At 65.5% G+C, this 19852-nt stretch carries 16 protein-coding genes; 10 read left to right on the top strand and 6 right to left on the bottom strand.

The features are described 5' to 3' along the window. Positions 1-7 precede the first annotated feature (7 nt). The 4 genes from VARPA_RS26315 to VARPA_RS26330 all read right to left on the bottom strand — a co-directional run bounded on the left by VARPA_RS26315 (position 8) and on the right by VARPA_RS26330 (position 7391). Positions 8-2689 carry a T6SS effector BTH_I2691 family protein gene (locus tag VARPA_RS26315; protein ID WP_013543635.1) on the bottom strand — a complete coding sequence of 894 codons (2682 nt, stop codon included), beginning with the start codon at positions 2687-2689 and terminating at the stop codon, positions 8-10. 3 nt (positions 2690-2692) lie between these two features. Next, on the bottom strand, positions 2693-3766 hold the full coding sequence (locus tag VARPA_RS26320) for a DUF4123 domain-containing protein (RefSeq protein ID WP_013543636.1): 1074 nt from the start codon (positions 3764-3766) through the stop codon (positions 2693-2695). After that, a complete protein-coding gene (locus tag VARPA_RS26325; RefSeq protein ID WP_013543637.1) occupies positions 3766-6306 on the bottom strand; it encodes a type VI secretion system Vgr family protein in 2541 nt (846 codons plus the stop codon). Before VARPA_RS26325 ends, VARPA_RS26320 begins: the two co-directional genes overlap by 1 nt. A 215-nt stretch (positions 6307-6521) precedes the next feature. Next, positions 6522-7391, bottom strand: coding sequence for a UDP-2,3-diacylglucosamine diphosphatase (locus tag VARPA_RS26330; protein WP_013543638.1), 870 nt, complete (start codon positions 7389-7391; stop codon positions 6522-6524). A 356-nt stretch (positions 7392-7747) separates the two neighbouring features. Between VARPA_RS26330 and VARPA_RS26335 the strand changes: the two genes are divergently transcribed. The 3 genes from VARPA_RS26335 (at position 7748) to VARPA_RS26345 (ending at position 11075) form a co-directional block, all read left to right on the top strand. Beyond that, entirely contained in the window at positions 7748-9493 is a 1746-nt protein-coding gene (locus tag VARPA_RS26335; RefSeq protein WP_013543639.1) for a lysoplasmalogenase family protein, read from the top strand. A 126-nt stretch (positions 9494-9619) separates the two neighbouring features. Further along, positions 9620-10642: a M35 family metallo-endopeptidase gene (locus tag VARPA_RS26340; protein ID WP_013543640.1), complete on the top strand. Its 1023-nt coding sequence runs from the start codon at positions 9620-9622 to the stop codon at positions 10640-10642. Between the two features lie 16 nt (positions 10643-10658). Continuing rightward, positions 10659-11075: a hypothetical protein gene (locus VARPA_RS26345; RefSeq protein WP_144299049.1), complete on the top strand. Its 417-nt coding sequence runs from the start codon at positions 10659-10661 to the stop codon at positions 11073-11075. A 52-nt stretch (positions 11076-11127) separates the two neighbouring features. Here VARPA_RS26345 and dmeF read toward each other — a convergent pair whose 3' ends face one another. Both dmeF and ruvB read right to left on the bottom strand, forming a co-directional pair. After that, positions 11128-12087, bottom strand: coding sequence for a CDF family Co(II)/Ni(II) efflux transporter DmeF (gene dmeF, locus VARPA_RS26350; RefSeq protein ID WP_013543642.1), 960 nt, complete (start codon positions 12085-12087; stop codon positions 11128-11130). 9 nt (positions 12088-12096) lie between these two features. Next, the gene (gene ruvB, locus VARPA_RS26355) at positions 12097-13161 is read right to left on the bottom strand and encodes a Holliday junction branch migration DNA helicase RuvB (RefSeq protein ID WP_013543643.1); all 1065 of its coding nucleotides are present in this window, start codon (positions 13159-13161) and stop codon (positions 12097-12099) included. A gap of 168 nt (positions 13162-13329) precedes the next feature. On the opposite strand from ruvB, the gene VARPA_RS26360 reads away from it, so the two are divergent. From VARPA_RS26360 to VARPA_RS26390, 7 genes are read left to right on the top strand one after another with little or no spacing between them, the layout of a single operon-like run. Continuing rightward, positions 13330-13944 (top strand): CDP-alcohol phosphatidyltransferase family protein, encoded by a 615-nt coding sequence (locus VARPA_RS26360; protein ID WP_013543644.1) that lies wholly within the window; start codon positions 13330-13332, stop codon positions 13942-13944. Positions 13945-13983: 39 nt separating this feature from the next. Next, complete coding sequence (locus VARPA_RS26365; protein ID WP_013543645.1) at positions 13984-15750, top strand: bifunctional alpha/beta hydrolase/class I SAM-dependent methyltransferase; 1767 nt, start codon at positions 13984-13986, stop codon at positions 15748-15750. Further along, positions 15747-17102: a phosphatase PAP2/dual specificity phosphatase family protein gene (locus VARPA_RS26370; protein ID WP_013543646.1), complete on the top strand. Its 1356-nt coding sequence runs from the start codon at positions 15747-15749 to the stop codon at positions 17100-17102. Before VARPA_RS26365 ends, VARPA_RS26370 begins: the two co-directional genes overlap by 4 nt. Beyond that, on the top strand, positions 17095-17535 hold the full coding sequence (locus VARPA_RS26375) for a hypothetical protein (protein ID WP_013543647.1): 441 nt from the start codon (positions 17095-17097) through the stop codon (positions 17533-17535). The genes VARPA_RS26370 and VARPA_RS26375 overlap by 8 nt, the downstream gene beginning before the upstream one ends. After that, the gene (locus tag VARPA_RS26380; protein WP_013543648.1) at positions 17532-18257 is read left to right on the top strand and encodes a lysophospholipid acyltransferase family protein; all 726 of its coding nucleotides are present in this window, start codon (positions 17532-17534) and stop codon (positions 18255-18257) included. Before VARPA_RS26375 ends, VARPA_RS26380 begins: the two co-directional genes overlap by 4 nt. Then, positions 18254-19210, top strand: a complete 957-nt coding sequence (locus VARPA_RS26385; RefSeq protein ID WP_013543649.1) for a phosphatidate cytidylyltransferase — start codon at positions 18254-18256, stop codon at positions 19208-19210. Before VARPA_RS26380 ends, VARPA_RS26385 begins: the two co-directional genes overlap by 4 nt. Next, positions 19207-19842 carry a YdeI/OmpD-associated family protein gene (locus VARPA_RS26390; protein WP_013543650.1) on the top strand — a complete coding sequence of 212 codons (636 nt, stop codon included), beginning with the start codon at positions 19207-19209 and terminating at the stop codon, positions 19840-19842. Before VARPA_RS26385 ends, VARPA_RS26390 begins: the two co-directional genes overlap by 4 nt. Positions 19843-19852 lie beyond the last annotated feature (10 nt).

Here is a 19852-nt window from a genome sequence, read left to right on the forward strand (position 1 = left end):
TGTGTCCTCAAGCAGGTTGCAGTTCGCCCTGGGCATTGCCCAACGCTTGCAGCGTATCGCGCAAGTTGTCGTGTATTGGCTTCTTGCCTTTTCGTTGTTTGTTAAGGGGCATGTCGCGCAGCCAAGTGATCCACTTGTCTTCACCCAAGAACAGCACGAAGATCGTGCTTCCGATGGCCAGGACGGCACCCGCCAAGCCCAAGATCGCCGCAGCGGCGCTCCACGTAGCCGCGCCAACTCCTACGCCCGCCGCGAAGATTCCTGCGCCGGCGCCTCCAATCGTGAAGATAGTCCCGAACACGCTTGCCAGCTGCGCAATCAACAGGCCGCTACTGCCTCGCTGATACGACTTCCACGCATCCATCCCATCCAACACCACCGAGAACATCGCCGCCGGCCCCAGGAACTTGAACGCCGTCATCCGCAGACTCTTGAGATGCAGCGCCTTGATGCTGTCCAACCCTTCGATAAGTGCCGGGTACTTGTAGGCGTCGTACCCCTTCACCCCCTTGTAGATCGTTTCGTCATACGCCTTGGCGCGCCAGTCATACAGGCTGCCGATGCCTTGCAGCAATTGGCCCGAAAGATCAAAGGCGCCGCGCGCATCGAGCTTGGTGCCCAGCTGATTGCCCTTGATGATGGCGGCGCCCAGGTCCATCAGCGCACCCAGCATCGCGGCACGTGTGCCAGGGGCCGCGCTGCGTGCGCGCTCCAGCGCCACGGCCTTGCCGGCGCGGGTGGCCGGATCGGCAATGGACTCCAGCTTCTTGGCGCGCAGCGCAATGCGCTTGGCGTTCTCCGCAACGTCGCTTTGCAGTTGCGCCACCGCTTTGTGCACGGTGCTGCCCAAGGTGCTCATGCCGGCCAAGGCCAGGTGCTGCACCATCCGCGCCTCCAGTTGCGACGCTTTCCAGCCGCTGATGCCGGTCGCGGCGCGCGCCGAGAGCAGGGAAAACACGTGGCCGACCCAGGCCGCCTTGCGCAGCATCGCAGGTGCGTCGGGGTTTTGCGCTTCTTCAATGAAGCCCAGTGCCTTGTCGCCCAAGGCCAGGCGCCCCGCCATCAATTTGAGGTTTGTCGCCAATGTGTCGGCCATGGAGGCTTCGGGCTCGGCCGCGGGAGTCACCACGACCGGGGGCTTGGCGTTTTCCAGGCTCTTGTAGGCCGCCTGAAGGGTGACGCTGTTGAAGCACAGCAGACGCGACAGCAGGCTGCCTCCCCACGGATTCATCGCCAGCAGCGCCTGGCGGCCGGCCTCATGCGTTTCCAGGCCTGCCAGACACTGCGCAAGCTGCAGGCTCAATGCGGCGCCGCCGCCGGGTTTGTCGATCTTGCCGTCCTGATTGCTGAAACGGCCCAGGGCTGCGAGCAACAGGCTGCCGAACACCCATTTGCTCTGATCGCGACCCAGCGCCGCCACTCTGTCTTGAGCTTGCTGCTGCCGCATCTTCTGCTCCTGCAGGATGTCGCGTGCCGCGGCCTGGTCGAACCATTGGCTGCAGGCGCTCTGAACGGCTGACTGGGCGCTGCTCAGTTCGCGCTGGTAGTTGGCCGTGCGCGCTGCGGTCCGGTGTGCACTTTCCTTGGCGGCCTCCAGGGGGTCGCGCGGCAGCGGCGCATGGATGCGTGCCGACTCCGCGAAGCCCCGGTCCACGCGCGCGACGGCGCCTTGTTGCGCGAGTGCGATCAAACCCTGCGCCCCGACGGCCGTCTGGAACACCCATTCGTTGCTCACGTCCTTGTGATGCCCTGTGGCACTGGATGCCTGCCAATGGCTATAGATGATTTGCGCTTCGCCCTGCAGGTGCCCCAGCTCCTGCGCAATGCCCATGGCGTCGTCGCATGCGACGACCGCCCCGCCGTTGTCGGCCAGGAATTTGGCGATGTTTTGCAGGCGTTTACCGTGTGCGCCGGCGTAGTCAAGCTGCTTGATGAGCGAGGTTTCTTCGACTGTGATTTTTCCGGCGTGTTCGCCCGTGACTAGGTAGTGATCCCTCTCCACAAAGCGCTTGTTCTCATAGTCGCCCCAGCCGCGCTCGATCGCATTGCTGCCCATCAGACCGTACAACTGGGGCTCCAGCGCATCGCGCACGGCTTCGTCCTTGAGCGCCTTGAATTCGGCCACGCTCCAGCTATTGGGGTCCGGGCTGGGCACTGCGGTGTCGGGCGCGCCCTTGCTGCCGTTGGCCCAGCTGGCCACGTCGAAGCTCTGTGTGTACTTGTCCAGGTCGCTGTCGATGACCTTGCTCAAGTGATCGGGGTCTATCGGGTCGGGGTGGAACAGGTAGTTCAGCTTCGTGACGTCCCTGGCGCCCTTGATCCACACGAGGCTTCTGTTGGCACCCCATTCCTGCGGACTGCAAGCGGCAAGGCCTTCGGCTTCCTTGGGGTGATCGACGTCGAATCGGGTCAGGTAGCCATGCGAATGCACGGCGTAGCCGAACCATGCAGGGCGCCGGCAGTTGGTTTCGATCCGGATGTACAAATAGCCGGTGCGCAGCATGCGCACGTTGTATTTCGCGGTCTGGAGCGCAACGCCGCCTGGCTGGTTTTTTAGATTTCCACCGGGCTTGAGCTTGTCCAGCGCCGCCGCGCCTTTGTCAGTGGCGCTGTAGGCTGCGCCGTAGCGCGTGAACAGAATCGGCAGTCCGGTTTGGGCGCATTGATCGCACGGGTTCTTGCAGGCCATGGCTTATCTTTTTTGAGGCTGGATGATCTGGTTCAGAACCATCGAAAAACTGGCATCGGGCCGATCGCGCAGCTGGTCTTCGATCCGGCTCAAGGTCGATGCCAGATGCGGCAGGCGCCAGTCGATGGCGCGCGCAGGGCCTTCTTTGGGGGCATGCATCCAGGTGATCCAGACATAGTCTTCAAGATCGAGGCCTTTCAGATCCATGCGCGCGGCATCGACCAGCATTTGCTGCAGGCTGTCTGGATCGGGCAGGGCCTCGGGCGGTATGTCGTGCTTGGCATAGCTGCGCCAGATCGAGTTGGCATCCGGCGAGACACCCGAGAGAAACCACTGCGCTTCGTCGAACAGATCGCGCGGCGATCCGCCCACCCGCGTTCCGTAGGGAAGCAGCGGCGCCTTGGCACAAAACCATTGGGCAGGCTCAGGACTGCCGCTGAACGGCCCCCAGGGTTGCATCAGCGACCACCATTGCGTGACCGGGCCGAGCCACCGGCTTTGCTGCAGGGGACTCAGCGCGGGCCAGACACGCTGCATGACGCGCGGGTCCTGATAGCGAAACAGCACGCTCTCTTCTTTGTAGGGAGGCCGCTGGTCGCCCAGGCCAACCCAATACCGGGTGATGACCTGCGCCGATTCATGGCTGATGACCACACCGCAGAAGTCCTGTCTGGTGACGCGCTCGTGCACCTGCTGCGAAGCGAACTTCAGGCAATGCGCCAACCATGCGAGCAGGTCTCGAGTCTTGAATCCCGGAACGGGGACAACCAACTCCTCGGGCAACTCCAGCAGGCAGGGTGCGCGCTCTTCTCGGTAATCAAAGCAGCTGTCGGGCACGCTGACGCGGTCGCGCGCCCATTTGGGAAACTGCTCGCAAAGTTCTTGCGCCAGTGGATTGTTTTCCCAGCGGTTGAACAACAGGTAGGCGCGCTGGGGAAGCGGCTCGTTTTTGCTCCTGGATGTGTCTTCGGACGCCTTGGGCGCAAGCGCTGTCAGGGCACCCCAACCCTGCATCAGCGCGTCGATCAGTTTCTCGCTGTGGGCCTTTTGCCCTTCTGCATCGGTGTCGCCAATCATCAGCGCGACACCGAGTTACCGCCGTTGGCGGCGGCGTTTTCCTTGGTGACACACGCCTTGTCGTTCACGGGCCGGGTGGGCTTGGAGTCGCCCGCAACGTAGCTGTGAACGCCGGCGTGGTTGGTGTACTTGCCGGTGGTCCCCTTGGTGATGCTGCCAGCGCTGTATTCGCCGTAGCTGCTCCCGCCGTTGATGGTCAGCCTGGTCTTGGCCGTGATGTTGATGAGGTCGGCGGTCAGTTCGATCTTGTCTTTGGCGTGCATCTTGATGGAGTTCTCAAGCGCCTTGATCTCGATGTCGGCCTGGGCTGCAATCACTTCCATGCCGTTTTGCATGGCGTAGACCTTGAACGCCTCCAGCGCAACCGCGATCAGGCTGCCGCCGCTGTTGATGCTGGTGTGCGCGGAACTGGTGATTTGTGTGTGTTCGACGCTGGCGATGTGCGTGGAGCCTCCCGAGGTAACAGCGATGCCACTCGGGCTGGCAAGCACCAGATGAGGGTCGGCCAGTTCCGGAAACCGCCCTTCCTGCGGGTTGCCGCCACTGCCCTTGATGGTGTCGTTCTGTTTCTTGAGGGCCTTGGCGACCGCATCCTGGTCGCCTTTGATCTGGGCTTTGCTGGTACGGGCCGCATCGGATTGGCCCTCGATCAGATCGCGGGCCAGCGCGAGGCGCGGGACGGCGTCGCCCAGGTCTTTGGCATGGCCCGCGGCGTCCACGCGGGCCTCGGTGGTGATGAGCATGCCGTCGGCTGCGCGCATGACGCCATGGCCGTCGGTACGCAGTTCATAGCCTTGGCCGCGCCGGTCCTTACGCCCGGCGTTGTCTTCGACGCGAGTGATGGAGCCCAGGCTCAACGAACTGGACTGGTGATCGCTCTTGAGCTGGACTTGAATTTCCCCGGCCGTGTCGTCCAGAACCACCTGATTGCTGCGCCCCGCAGAACTGTTGCCGCCAACGCCGACGAGTTCGCGCGAACGAAACCCGGAAAGCGCTGCCTGTTCGGGCAGCTTGAACGGCGGCATGTTCATCTGGTTGTAGACACGACCTGTGCAGATGGGCAGGTCGGGGTCGCCGCCGAAGAAGTCGATGACGACCTCTTGTCCAATGCGGGGGAGATGCATTGCGCCGAGCTGGTTGCCTGCCCATGCCTCGCTCACGCGCACCTTGCACGAACTGTTCTGATCGAACTGGCCGTCGCGGTCCCACGGAAACTGGACCTTGATGCGGCCGTATTCGTCGGTCCAGATGTTCTGACCGGCGGGGCCGACGACAACCGCATTCTGCGGGCCACCCGTCTTGGGCTTGCGGCGGGTGAGCGCGGGGCGCAACTCTTCTTTGATCGGGTGCGCCGTGAAGTCAACGCTCACCGTCCAGTGCTGCGAACGGCTAGGGGTGGCCTCCTTGACCTGACTGTCTTGCCCGACGTCTTCGATCACGAAGTCCGTATGCAGGATCAGGTATTCGGCGTTCGCACTTTCGCGCGGGTGCTTTTGCATGCGAAACGTGCAGCCCGGCACCATGCCGCGCAAGTTGCCTGCGGCATCTGCGCGGGCGCCGTGGGTGCGCAGGTGCTCCATGCGCAACCGGGCGAAGGCACGACCTTCGATGGACGGATCGTTGGGGCCTGTGCCCCCGGCCTCCGGTTGCACGAAATGACTGCCGCCGACACTGGCGTGGTACTGGTACACCTCGCCGTTGGCGTGGCTCGTCGGACGCGGTGCACTGTTCTGACCGATCAGCCGGGCCTTGCTGCGTGTGTAGTCGTAGTCTCTGGTGACGTAGGCACCACTGGTGAGTTGGTTGTGCGCCGCGAAGCGATGGATGTATTCGGCGTCGGTCTTGTAGCCCGGGGTATGGAATTCGACATTCGCGTAGGCGGTGCTGGGGCATTCCCGATAGGCCGCCATCGCATCCGACAGAACCAGGCGATGAGCGCCGTCGCTGTGCTCGAAGTGGTAGTTGATGCCGTACTCCTGGCACAGGCGCTCGAAGAACTCGAAGTCGCTCTCGTTCCATTGCACGCAGTAGTCGCGGATCGGATAGGTGTCGTACAGCCTTTTTTCCACGGGAAACGAATAACTTTCCAACACCTGATCGAGGGTTTTGACGACCGTCTGGTCCTGATAGATCTTGCAGTCGCAATTCAGCGTCGCCAGGTGCAGCCAGGGCCGAATGATGAAGCGGTAGACCACATGGCGGCCTGCATCGCCTTCCATGACGGCATCGGTCACGATGCCGCTGATTTGTCGTGTCCCTGCGCCGGTACCGTAGGCACTGGCGCCAACGGTTCCGGCCAGCAGCTCGCCTGAGCCATCAAGCTCGATCACGCAGGTAATGGCTTGCCCGATGAAGCCGTCGAGGTTGAAATCGGCCGCGCCGCTTGCACCGAGATTCAGCGCATCGGGGGTCTTGAGGATGAGTTCGTACTCGAAGAGGCCGTTCACGCCCTCGCGGCCGGCGAGCCGCACGGGCGCCAATGCGGGCAGCCCCAGACTCAAGGGGATGACGGTGCTGATGACGGAGAGGGTTTGGGGCACTGGCGGCAGACCTGATGGATGGCGATCCAAAAAGTCTGGGCCACGCAGAACCCACACATTCACAAACAATAGTCAAACGACCTGCATCGCGGCGATGCGCACTCAAGAGTGCGAAAAATTCACGCCCTCAAGACGCTGAACTCTTCCCCATGGGCCGGGTCGCGCTCCATGCGCTCAGCACGAGGCGCAGCGTCACCGCGCCGGATCTGCCGCCGTCAGGCCGAGATGGCCTCCCGCGCCGGTGTCACCTTCGACGCCACCGGCATGTGCTCGGCCCAGTCGATGATTTCCAGCGTGCCGTCCGCATGCTCGGCCAGCGCCGTGAGGCTTTCCACCCAGTCGCCGTCGTTGCAATAGAGGATGCCGTCGATGTCGCGCATCTCGGCATGGTGGATGTGGCCGCAGACCACGCCCTGCGCGCCGCGCTTGCGGGCCTCGCGCGCCACGGCGTTCTCGAAGTCGCCCACGTAGCTCACCGCGCGCTTGACCTTGCCCTTGAGGTACTTGGAGAGCGACCAGTACGGCAGCCCCATGCGCGCGCGCAGCGAGTTGAGGTGGCGGTTGAGCTTCAACGTGAATTCGTAGAGCGAGTCGCCCACGTAGGCGAGCCACTTGGCGCACTGGATCACGCCGTCGAACAAGTCACCGTGAATGATCCACAACTTGCGGCCGTCGGCGGTTTCGTGGATCCATTCGTCGGCCACGTCGATGCCGCCGAAGTTGTGGTTCAGGTACTTGCGGGCGAACTCGTCGTGGTTGCCCGGAATGAAGATCACGCGCGTGCCCTTGCGCGCCTTGCGCAGCAGCTTCTGGATCACGTCGTTGTGCGCCTGCGGCCAGTACCAGTGGCGCTTGAGCTGCCATCCGTCGATGATGTCGCCGACCAGGAACAGGGTCTCGCACTCGGTGTGCTTCAGAAAATCGAGCAGCGCGCGGGCCTGGCAGCCGGGCGTGCCCAGGTGCAGGTCGGAGATCCAGAGGGTGCGGAACTGCAGCGGTGGACGCTGGCGATCGTCGTCCTCCGGCTCAGGAGTCCCGGTCGCGGTGTCGCGCCATGCGCGAAGGAAAGCGTCGTCGCGTTGCATGGACGGGTAGGCTCCCATCCGCGCATGACGCTGCGATGGCACACCCGTGACATCCCGGTGACGCGTGGCCCAGGGCCTGTTGATGCTATTTCCGGCGTCGCGAAGGTATGCCAGGGCGGGCCAATCAAGGCGCGCGACGCCGCGTGTGCATATGCACACGCAAGGAGCGCAACGCAGAGTGGGCTGCCCTGGCATACCTTCCCGCAGGGTTGGCTGTCCAAGGGGCCGTCTGCGGCGTTGCCCGCGCTTGCAAGGCAAAGCCTTGCTGCGCTTGGGCGCCTTGCAGCCAGCCCCTTGGACAGCCAACGCGACGCCGGAAATAGCATCAACAGGCCCGGCAACGCCACAATCGCGCGATGCAATCTGGCCAGATCATTGTTCTTGCGACTCCCGTGTTCTTTTTGCTGATCGCGATCGAGTTCGCGGTGGGCCGCGCGCGGGCGCGCCGCGGCACGGGGCACGACACCTACCGGCTGGCCGATGCGGTCAACAGCATTGGCCTGGGCATGCTGAGCCAGATCAGCGCGGTGCTCACCGGCCTCTTGCGCATCGGCATCTACACCGCGGTGTATTCGGCCGTGGCGCTCTTTCCGAAGGAGGCCGCCAGCGAGTTCTGGACGACCTGGTACGGCTGGCTGCTGGCGCTGGTGTTCTACGACTTCTGCTACTACTGGCTGCACCGCATGGGCCACGAATCGGCGGTGCTGTGGGCGGCGCACGTGGTGCATCACCAGAGCCAACACTACAACCTGTCGACCGCGCTGCGACAGACATCGAGCGGTGCGCTGCTCGGATGGATCTTCTATCTGCCGATGGCGGTGGCCGGCGTGCCGCCGCTGGTGTTCGTCGTGGTGGCGCTCATCGACCTGCTCTACCAGTTCTGGGTGCACACCGAGCAAGTCGGCAAGCTCGGCTGGTTCGACCGCTGGTTCTGCTCGCCTTCGAATCACCGGGTGCATCACGCGGTGAACGACACGTATCTGGACCGCAACTACGGCGGCATCCTGATCGTGTGGGACCGCATGTTCGGCACCTTCCGCGAAGAGAACGAACGCTGCGTCTACGGCACGCGCGGCGAGCTGAAAAGCTGGGACCCGCTGTGGGCCAATGCCGAGGTGTACTGGACGCTGGCCAAGGACTCGTGGCATGCGCGCAGCTGGGCCGACAAGCTGCGCGTGTGGTTCAAGCCGCCCGGCTGGCGGCCGGCCGATGTGGCGGCGCGCTTTCCGAAGCCGGCTTTCGACATCGCGAAGGTCACGCGCTACGAGCCCGTCGTGAGCCGCGGGGTGCAGTGGTTCGCGGGCGTGCAGTTCCTGCTGATGCTGGGTGGCGTGGCCTTCTTTCTCTGGTTCTCCGACGGCATGCCGCTGCAGCGCTCCGCCGTCTGGCTGGCCGCATTGACGGCGAGCCTGTGGGCCATCGGCGCGGTGCTGCAGGGGCGCATTTCGGTCACCGAGGTGCTGCTGGTCGAGGCGGCCGCGCTGGCCACCGCGAGCGCGGCGCTGGGCATCGACTGGCTGCACCACATCTGCAAGCCGCTGGCGCTGTCGATCGCCATCGTCTTCGCGGCACGGCGTGCGATGGCGTCTGGTGCAGTCACGCGCTTCGAAGGGCTGCTGCTCGCGGGCCTGGTCGCCTCGCTGGCCGGTGACGTGCTGCTGATGGGATCGGCAGCATTGTTCGTGCCCGGGCTCATCTGCTTCCTGCTCGCGCACCTGGCGTACATCGCGCTGTTCCGCATCAGCGTGGGCATGTTCCCGCGCCGCGCGGTGCTGGCGGCGACGCTGCTGATCGGCGCGGGGATGTATGCGTTTCTCTGGCAGGGCGGGCTGCCGCCCGCGCTGCGCATTCCGGTCGGGGTCTACGTGGTGGTGATCGCCTGCATGGCGGCCCAGGCCATCGGGCGCGCGGCGGTGCTGCGAGCAGCCGATCCGTCAGCGGTGTGGGTGGCGGTGGGCGCGTGCTTCTTCATGCTGAGCGATGCGCTGCTGGCGACCAATCGCTTTGTCGCGCCGCTGCCGCTGGCGCAGTTGTGGGTGCTGGCGACTTATTACGCGGCGCAGGTGCTGATCGTGCGACACGTTCGCCGGCCGGGCTCTTAAGGCCGCAGCTGCTCCCACGAATGGCCGGGAGCCGCCGGCCTGCTTCGATCACGGAACTTGCGTCCATTGAAGAAGCCTCGGCTTCGTGAATTACGTCCGAGCGCGGGCGGCCATCCGCTCTCCACAATGCCCCACCAAAAGCAGTCCTGGGAGGGAAAAGTGGAGAGAAAAATCATTGTGGTGGGCGATCCGCCCGCGCCCGGAGGCCGGGTGCTGCCCTACGGCGGACCGATCGCCGAAATTCATGGTCATCAGGTCGCGCTCATCGGAGGGCGCGCGTACTGTGAGGGATGCCGCAGCGTCGGCATCATCGCGAAGGCAGGCGGACCGCGGCGCATGCAGTTCCTTGGAGAAGTGGCACTGGAGGGCGACGTGTTGGTTTGCCACTGCCCGATTCCTCCTGCGCTCTTGGCCACGTTGCAGCAATCGGCGAGCTTCGACGACGGCATGAGCATCGCAGCGGGAGCGTTCAACGCCAGCGTGATCCCATCGCAGGGATGGTTCTTTGAAGATGCCGCAGCCGTTGCGGCGAGCAAGAAGCTGGTCGATGCGGCAGTGAGCCATCCACCCGAGGCTGAGCAGACGGAAAACATCTGCCCGAACATGACCAACAAGGAGTTCGCGATCAAGGTCTTGGGACTGCGAGACCTCGCCGTTGGCCTGGTCGAAAAACGCGTCAAGGATCTGACAGCGTGGGGAAAGCCTGAACGAGAACGCGTGACCAAGTGGTTCGGCCAGAACGACGAAGATTTGCGACGGCACCTGGACACCGGCCTGCAAGCATGTGTCCGGGTATTGAAGGGACTGACAGAAGCCAACTTCGTGCGCTACTCAGAAGAAGCGATGCGAAATGTCGGCTGCATTCCTTCGGGCAACATCGGCCTCCTTGCCGCCGAAGTGTGCAAGCCCGACCTCAAGACACGCACGATCGGAATAGGACTTCCGTTTTGCGAGCTTCCCGACGTTTCATACAGAATCGTCTCTAAGCTGGCCACCATCCTCCATGAGGTAACCCACTTTGACGACGTGTTTTCGTCGATCGATACGGTCTACCAGATGACGCAGAGCCTGAAACTGACGGCGTCCGATCCCAGCGCGGCAAGGGTCAACGCGGACAGCATCGTGGGGTTCGTTCTATATGCCGACTAGACCTTTCTTTTTTGTCTTGACCGTCCTGATCGGGTCGGGCGTGGGCAATACCGCGCAAGCATGCAAACCACCATTGATGATCATGCTGGCCTTCGATGAGGGCTCCGCGACCTTGGGCCGAGACCAGATCGTTCTGCTGGCCAACAAGCTGGCTCACTTCCGTCGGCTGTATCCGCACGTGGAGGTTGCAGATATCGAGGGCGTTGCACGCGACACCGTTCCCGATGCGAAGCAGTTGGCACAACGCAGAGCCCTGGAAGCGGCGCGCGCAGTCCGCGTTCTTTTCGATGGTGCGAAGTTGCACGTCTCGTCGAATGTCTATTCGCCCGCGTGGTCGACCCTCGATGGCAACTACGCAGGCATCAACATGGCGCCGCCCATGAAAGACATACCCGACTGCTTGCCGGTGCCGCTTCCCGGTTTCAAGTACTGAATACGCAACGCTTCATCGCCCTCACCTTCGTGGAGCGGGAGGCAGTGAAAACCTAATCCACGCAGCGCTGGATTTCCACTGTCGAATGGCGAATTTCCTCATGCATCGAGAAGCAGGCGCGCACCTCGTCGGCCGTGAGCGTGAGTGAGTGCGTCACCACCGTGAGCGCGCAGGCATAGGCATCGCGCCCCACGCGCCAGACATGCAGGTCGGCCACGCGGGTTTCCGAATCGGCCAGCGTGGTCTCCACGCCTTCGCGGATCTCTTCGGTGACCGGGTGGTCCATCTCGCGGTCGAGCAGGACCTTGCCGGTTTCCTTCAGCAGGCCCCGAGCCCAGCTGGCGACCAGCACCGCGCCGACGATGCCCATGGCCGGGTCGAGCCAGGCCCAGCCGTAGAACCAGCCGCCCAGCAGCGCCGCGATGGCGAGCACCGAGGTGGCGGCGTCAGCCAGCACGTGCAGGTAGGCGGAGCGCAGGTTCAGGTCGTGGCCGTGTTCGTGCGAATGACCGTGATCGTGGCCGTGGTGATGCCCATGGTCATGCCCGCGATCGTGGTGCGTGCCGCCCAGCAGCCGTGCGCAGACCAGGTTGACCACGAGCCCCAGCACCGCCACCGAAATCGCCTCGGGGTAGTGGATCGCGGAAGGCGACCACAGCCGCTCCAGCGAGCCCACCACCATCAGCGCCGCCACGCCGAGCAGCAGCAGCGCGCTCGCGAAGCCGCCGAGCACCTCGATCTTCCAGGTGCCGAATGCGAAGCGCGGGTCGCGTGCATAGCGGCGAGCGGCCGCATAGGCAAAAGCGCTCAGGCCGATGGCCAGCGCGTGCGAACTCATGTGCCAGCCGTCGGCCAGCAGCGCCATCGAGTTGAACCACCAGCCGGCGCCGATCTCGACCACCATCATCGCGGCGGTGATCCACATCACGAGGCGCGTGCTGCGCTCGGCGGAGGCATTGCCGGCGCCGAACTGGTGGTCGTGCTGCCAGGCGCTCAGGTCATGGGTGTGCATGGTGAGTCTTCAAACTCCGAAAAGGTCCTGTCCGTCCGAACGGCTCGAGGGCGGCGTCACGCCCAGGTGCCGGTAGGCGGCCAGCGTGGCGATGCGCCCGCGCGGCGTGCGCTGCAGGTAGCCCTGCTGGATGAGGTAGGGCTCGATCACGTCCTCGATGGTGTCGCGCTCCTCGCCGATGCTGGCCGCGACGTTGTCCAGGCCGACCGGGCCGCCGTCGAAGCGGTGGATCACGGCTTCGAGCAGCTTCCTGTCCATGAGGTCGAAGCCCTGCGGATCGACGTCGAGCATCGCGAGCGCCTTGTGGGCGATGTCCTCGGTGATGCGGCCGTTGCCCTTGACCTCGGCGTAGTCGCGCACGCGGCGCAGCAGGCGGTTGGCGATGCGGGGCGTGCCGCGCGAGCGGCGGGCGATCTCGAAGCCGCCGGTGTCGTCGGTTTCCACCTTGAGCAGGCGGGCGCTGCGGGTCACGATCAGCGCCAGTTCCTCGGGCGTGTAGAACTCCAGCCGCGCGACGATGCCGAAACGGTCGCGCAGCGGGTTGGTCAGCATGCCGGCGCGGGTGGTGGCGCCCACCAGGGTGAAGGGCTGCAGGTCGAGCTTGATGCTGCGCGCCGCGGGGCCCTCGCCGATCATGATGTCGATCTGGTAGTCCTCCAGCGCGGGGTACAGGATTTCCTCGACGACCGGGCTCAGGCGGTGGATCTCGTCGATGAAGAGCACGTCGTTGGGCTCGAGATTGGTCAGGAGCGCCGCCAGGTCCTTGGGCTTCTCGAGCACCGGCCCGGAGGTCTGGCGCAGGTTGACGCCCAGCTCGGCCGCGATGATGTGCGAGAGCGTGGTCTTGCCGAGGCCGGGCGGGCCGAACAGCAGCACGTGGTCGAGCGCCTCCTTGCGCTTGCGCGCGGCGCCGATGAAGATTTCGAGCTGCTCGCGCACCTTGGCCTGGCCGACGTATTCGTCGAGCAGCTTGGGGCGAAGGGCCCGCTCGATCGCCTCTTCGTTGGGCGAAGCGGGAGCGGCGGACACCACGCGTTGGGGGGCGGGGGCGAAATCGTCGGTCTGGATGGTCATGGGAGGGGGGTGTGCGCTGAAGAGTTTAGTGCCGAGCGCCGCGCCGGGCCGCCCCAAGCAAGAGAGCGGCCCCCTCGGGGAGCAACGAGGACACAAAGTGCCGAGCGTGGGCGCCATTCTCACTGGCAGAATGCTTCGGCCATATAACGAACGAGGGGAAGGCAGCACGTGTCGATCTACGAATTGAAGCCGCGTTTCCAGGCCCTGCTCCGGCCGCTGGTGGTCCGGCTGCATGCGATGGGCGTCACGGCCAACCAGGTCACGCTGGCGGCGTGCGTCGTCTCGGTCGCGCTCGGGCTCTGGCTTTTCTTCGCGGCGCCCTCGCTTGCCGCCTTCGCGCTCATTCCCGCATGGATGTTCCTGCGAATGGCCTTCAACGCCATCGACGGCATGCTGGCGCGCGAGCACAACCAGCAAAGCAAGCTGGGCGCCTTCCTCAACGAACTGACCGACGTGGTTTCCGACGCCGCGCTCTACCTGCCCTTTGCGCTGGTGGTGCCCTTCAGCCCGTTCTGGGTCGGCACGGTGATCGTGCTGGCCGGCCTCAGCGAATTCGCCGGCGCGCTCGGCCCCACGGTGGGCGCCTCGCGCCGCTACGACGGCCCGCTGGGCAAGAGCGACCGGGCCTTCGTCTTCGGCGCGCTCGGCCTCTACGTGGCACTGGGCTGGCCGCTCGCGGGCTGGACGGCTTGGCTGATGCCGCTGCTGGCGGTGCTCGTGGCCTGGACCATCGTCAACCGTATTCGCCGCGCATTGGCCGAAGCCGATGCCGCCGGCCGCTGAACACATACCTACAAACAGACAGATATCGACAGGGATTCAATGACCGACATCACTTCACGCACAGCCCAAGAGCTTCATTTCCAGACGCACGACGGCGAATCGCTTTTCTACCGCCGCTGGCCGGCCACGGGCACCGTGCGCCGCGGCGCCATCGTGCTGTTCCACCGCGGCCATGAGCACGGCGCGCGCATGGCGCACCTGGTCGACGAACTCGACCTGCCCGACTTCGACTTCTACGCCTGGGACGCACGCGGCCACGGCCGCTCGCCGGGCCAGCGCGGCTACAGCCCGAGCTTCGGCACCTCGGTGCGCGACGTGCAGACCTTCGTGCATCACATCGGCACCGCACACGGCGTGCCCGAACAAGACATCCACGTCGTCGCGCAGAGCGTCGGCGCAGTGCTGATCGCCACCTGGGCGCACGACTACGCGCCCAAGGTGCGCGGCCTCACGCTGGCCTCGCCCGCCTTCAAGGTGAAGCTCTACGTGCCCTTCGCGCGCGCCGGGCTCGGGCTGATGCACAAGCTGCGTGGTCTCTTCTTCGTCAACAGCTACGTGAAGGCGAAGTTCCTCACGCACGACCCCGAGCGCATCGCAAGCTACGAGAGCGATCCGTTGATCTCGCGGCCCATCGCGGTCAACATCCTGCTGGGCCTTTATGAAGCAGCCGACCGCGTGGTGGCCGATGCGAATGCGATCACGCTGCCGGTGCAGTTGCTGATCTCCGGGGCCGACTGGGTGGTGCACCACAAGCCGCAGCACCAGTTCTTCGAGCGGCTGGGCAGCGCCGTGAAGACCAAGACCGAACTGCCGGGCTTCTTCCACGACACGCTCGGCGAAAAAGACCGGGCGCCGGCCGTCGCGCAGATCCGTGAATTCATCCTTCAGCGCTTCGACGCGCCGGCCGTGCCGGTCGACCGCACCGCGGCGCATCTGAGCGGCGACACGGCCGACGAATCGCGCGCGCTGGCCGAGCCGCTCTCGCCGTTGTCTCCGCGTGGCGCCTACTGGGCCTTGACGCGCGGCGGGCTGCAAATCGGCGGCAAGCTCTCCAGCGGCATCGCGCTCGGCCACAAGACCGGCTTCGACTCGGGCAGCACGCTCGACTACGTCTACCGCAACCACCCCGAAGGCAAGGGCCCGCTCGGCCGGAACATCGACAACACCTACCTCAACTCGATCGGCTGGCGCGGCATCCGGCAGCGCAAGATCCACGTCGAGGAGCTGATCCGCATCGCGATGGAGCGCCTGGCCGAAATGCACCGCGAGGTGCGGGTGATGGACATCGCCGCCGGCCACGGCCGCTACGTGCTCGACGCGGTGCTCGCGAGCCCCGTGAAGGCCGCCTCGATCCTGCTGCGCGACTACAGCGACATCAACGTGCGCGACGGCCGCGCCCTCATCGCCGAGAAGGGGCTGCAGGACACCGCGCAGTTCGTGCAGGCCGATGCCTTCGACCGCATCAGCCTCGCCACGGTGACGCCGCGGCCCACGCTGGCGGTGGTGTCGGGCCTGTACGAACTCTTTCCCGACAACGAGATGGTGCAGCGCTCGCTCGCGGGCGTGGGCGATGCGGTGGAAGACCGCGGCTACCTCGTCTACACCGGGCAGCCGTGGCATCCGCAGCTCGAGATGATCGCGCGCGCACTCACCAGCCACCGCCAGGGTGAAGCCTGGGTGATGCGCCGCCGCACGCAGGTCGAGATGGACCAGTTGGTGGAAGAAGCGGGCTTCCGCAAGATCGACCAGCGGGTCGACGAGTGGGGGATCTTTACTGTGTCGCTGGCGGTGCGCACCGGGCGATGAAAACCTGGCTTGGGCAGCGCCCCTGGAAGCGCGCCGCCGCATGGCTGGTGTTCCTCGGGCCGCTGTTCTACGCGACCTACGGCTTCGCCAACTGGTGGGCCACCACGCGCGCGAACGTCCCGTCGATGGCCTTCGACTGGGAGCGGCAGGTCCCGTTCTGGCCGTGGACGATCTTTCCGTACTGGACGATCAACGTGTTCTATGCGCTGTCGCTGTTCCTCGCGCCCAGCAAACACACGCTCGACCGGCATGCGCTGCGGCTCGTCACGGCGACCTTGATCGCCTGCACCTGCTTCATCGTCTGGCCGCTGCACTTCAGCTTCGGGCAGCCGCCGGTCGATGGCGCGCCGGCCTTCTTGTTCAACGCGCTGCGCGGCTTCGACCAGCCGTTCAACCAGGCGCCGTCGCTGCACATCGCATTGGCCGTGATCCTGTGGGACTGGTATCGGCAGTTCATCCGCCCGCTGTGGGCACGGCTGGTGCTGCATGTGTGGGCGTTCGCGATCTGCGCCTCGGTGCTCACGACCTGGCAGCACCACTTCATCGACATTCCGACCGGCGCGCTGCTCGGCGTGGTGTGCGTGTGGCTGTGGCCGCTGGAGCGGGTGGTGTCGATGCGGCGTGCCTGGAAGGTCACACGCGATGCGCAGCGCTGGAAACTCGCGGGGTTCTATGCGGTGGGTGCCGTGCTGTTTCTCGCCGCTGCTTTGTGCGGCGGTGGCGTGTGGCTGTGGCTCGCATGGCCTGCCGCATCGCTGGCCTTCGTGGCGCTCAACTACATCGGCTTCGGCGCGCGCGGCTTCCAGATGAATGGACACGGCCGCATGGGCTGGGCGGCGCGCTGGATCTTCGCGCCCTACCGCCTCGGCGCCGCGATCAACGCATGGCTGTGGACGCGGAAGCTGCCCGCATCGGTCGAGGTGGTGCCCGGCCTGCGGCTCGGCCGGCGACCCACGCGCGCCGAATGGCTCGCCGCCGGCAAGCCGCGGCTCGTGAGTCTCTGCGCCGAGCTGCAGATGCCCGCCGATGTGCCGCACGCGCGCTGCGTGCCACTGCTCGACCTCACGGTGCCGCCGACGGTTCGCCTGCAGCGCGCGGCCGCGGTCATCGAAGGCCAGCGCCGCAATGCGGAGGGCGCGCCGGTCTGGGTCTGCTGCGCGCTCGGCTTTTCGCGCAGCGCCGCGGCGGTGATCGCTTGGCTCGGCCGCTACGGCTCGACCGGCGGAATAGCGCAGGCCGAAGACGCGGTGCGCCGCGCCCGGCCGCAGATCGTGCTGCGGCCCGCATGGCGTGTGTCGCTCGCGCCGCTGAAAACCCTGGAAGTCATACCGAAGGCGCCGCCCCATGACTGACAACGACCGCGCCACCTGCGCCGCACTCGCCGGACTGCTGCGCGCCTTCATGGTGCTGGCGATCTGGGGCTTCGCGCTGACATGCATCGCGGCGCTGGTGCTCGCGCTCACACTGCGCTCGCTCCCGACCACGCCCGCCATGGGCTTCGGCGCAGTCGTGATCCTCGGCGTGCTCGAGCGCTACTTCGCGTTCCGGCTGCGGCTGGACCAGACGCTGTTCGGCGACCTGGCGCGCGGCACCATCGCCTCGCTCGACGCCCTGGACCGCGCGCTGGACCGCCTGGGCCTTCGCAATGCGCCGTCGTCGCCTTCCACACGGCCGCTCGACGACCGCGTACAGGGCACCCGCCAGCTCATGCAGCGCCATGCCATCGTGGTCGCCTGCCAGAGCGCCATGTTTCTCCTTGCCTTGATGACACAGGACATCTCTTGAACGAAGAAGACAACAACAAGAACGACAGCGCGCCCGCCCAGGCGCCCGAAAGCACGGCGCTGCGGCGCGGGCTGGCCATCGTCGCGGGCAAGCTGATCATCGGCGCGGCCGGGCTGCTGACCGGGGTGCGCGCGATCTGGTCGGGCACCAGCCCCAAGGCCGAGCAGACGCTGTACTTCGCCAACCACACGAGCCACGGCGACTTCGTGCTGCTGTGGGCGACCCTTCCGCCCGACCTGCGCGCGCTCACGCGGCCGGTCGCGGGGCAGGATTACTGGGAAGCCTCGAAGCTGCGCAACTTCATCGGCAAGGACGTGTTCAACGCGCTGATGATCCGGCGCGACGGCTCGGGCCAGGGCGGCAACCCGGTCGACCAGATGAAGGACGCGCTGGAAGGCGGCGACTCGCTCATCATGTTCCCCGAAGGCACGCGCAACACCGGCGACGAGATCCTGCTGCCGCTGAAAAGCGGTCTCTTCCACCTGGCCCGCGCCTGCCCCAACGTGCGGCTGGTGCCGGTGTGGATCGAGAACCTCAAGCGCGTGCTGCCCAAGGGCACGCTGGTGCCGATTCCGCTGGCCTGCACGGTGCGCTTCGGCACGCCGATCAAGCTGGAAGAAGGCGAAGACAAGAACACCTTCATCGCCCGCGCACGCACCGCGATGCTCGACCTGCGCCCCGAATACGACCGCAACGACAAGGCCGAGGGCGCCGCATCATGATCGAACTGTCTCCCTTCGCGTGGACCACGCTCAAGCTCTTCGGCGGCGTCTTCGGTGTGCTGGTGCTGGCCTCGGCCATCGGCGCGCTGCTCAAGTGGCGCGTGGCGCACGGCCAACCGCATTCGGTAATCGACAACCTCAACTCGCGCGTCAATGCGTGGTGGGTGATGGTGGCGGTGATCGGTGTGGCCTTCGCGCTCGGCAAGGGCGGCGTGATCGTGCTGTTCTACCTGATCTCGTTCTATGCGCTGCGCGAGTTCATCAGCCTGGCCTACACGCGGCGCGGCGACCACGGGGCCATCGCGCTGGCCTTCTTCGTCGCATTGCCGGGGCAGTACTTCCTGATCTGGATCGACTGGTACGGGCTCTATTCGATCTACATCCCGGTCTACGCCTTCCTGCTCCTGCCCATTCTGGCGACGATGGGGGGCGACACGCAGCGCTTTCTGGAGCGCACCTCGAAAATCCAGTGGGGCCTGATGGTGTGCGTGTTCTGCATCAGCCACGTGCCCGCGCTGCTCACGCTGCAGATTCCGGGCTTCGAGGGCCGCAACCTGCTGCTGATCGCCTTCCTGGTGATCGTGGTGCAGGGCAGCGACGTGCTGCAGTACGTGTGGGGCAAGCTGCTCGGCAAGCGCAAGGTGGCGCCGGAACTGTCGCCTTCCAAGACCTGGGAAGGCCTGATCGGCGGTGTGGCGAGCGCCACCGCGCTGGGCGCCGCGCTCTACTGGGCCACGCCATTCAACCCGTGGCAGGCCGCGCTGATGGCGCTCACGATCTGCCTGATGGGCTTCTTCGGCGGGCTGGTCATGTCGGCCATCAAGCGCGACCGCGGCGTGAAGGACTGGGGCTCGATGATCGAAGGCCACGGCGGCATGCTCGACCGGCTCGATTCGGTGATCTTCGCGGCGCCGATCTACTTCCACGCGCTGCGCTATTGGTGGGTGCCGTGAGCACGGCGGCTGCCAAAAAGGCTGCAAAACCGGCAGCGAAAGCAGAGCGCATCGTCGATGACGCGCCTGTCGAATTCGCGAACGCTGCGGCGCTCGCGCGCTGGTACAAGCGCCACCACGGCACGCATGCCGGCGTGTGGCTGCGCATCGCGAAGAAGGCCAGCGGCATCGCCTCTGTCGACCATCCCGAGGCACTCGAGATCGCACTGTGCTTCGGCTGGATCGACGGGCAGCGCAAGAGCGACAAGAGCGATGGCGAGCAGTATTTTCTGCAGCGCTTCACGCCGCGCACCGCGCGCAGCACCTGGTCGAAGATCAACCGCGACAAGGCGCTGAAGCTGATCGACGACGAGCGCATGCAGCCGGCCGGGCTGGCCGAGGTGGAACGCGCGAAGGCTGACGGGCGCTGGGAGGCGGCTTACGACGCCGCGAGCGTGGCGACTGTGCCGCCCGACCTGCAGGCCGCGCTCGATGCGAACAAGAAGGCCGCGAAGTTCTTCGCCACGCTGGATGCGCGCAATCGCTATGCGGTGCTGTTCCGCACGCAAGGCGCGAAGAAGGCCGAGACGCGTGCGCGGCGCATCGCGCAGTTCGTGGAGATGCTGGCAAAGGGCGAGAAGATCCACCCTTGAGGCGAAGGCG

This window comes from Variovorax paradoxus EPS (genome assembly GCF_000184745.1).
GTDB lineage: Bacteria > Pseudomonadota > Gammaproteobacteria > Burkholderiales > Burkholderiaceae_C > Variovorax > Variovorax paradoxus_C.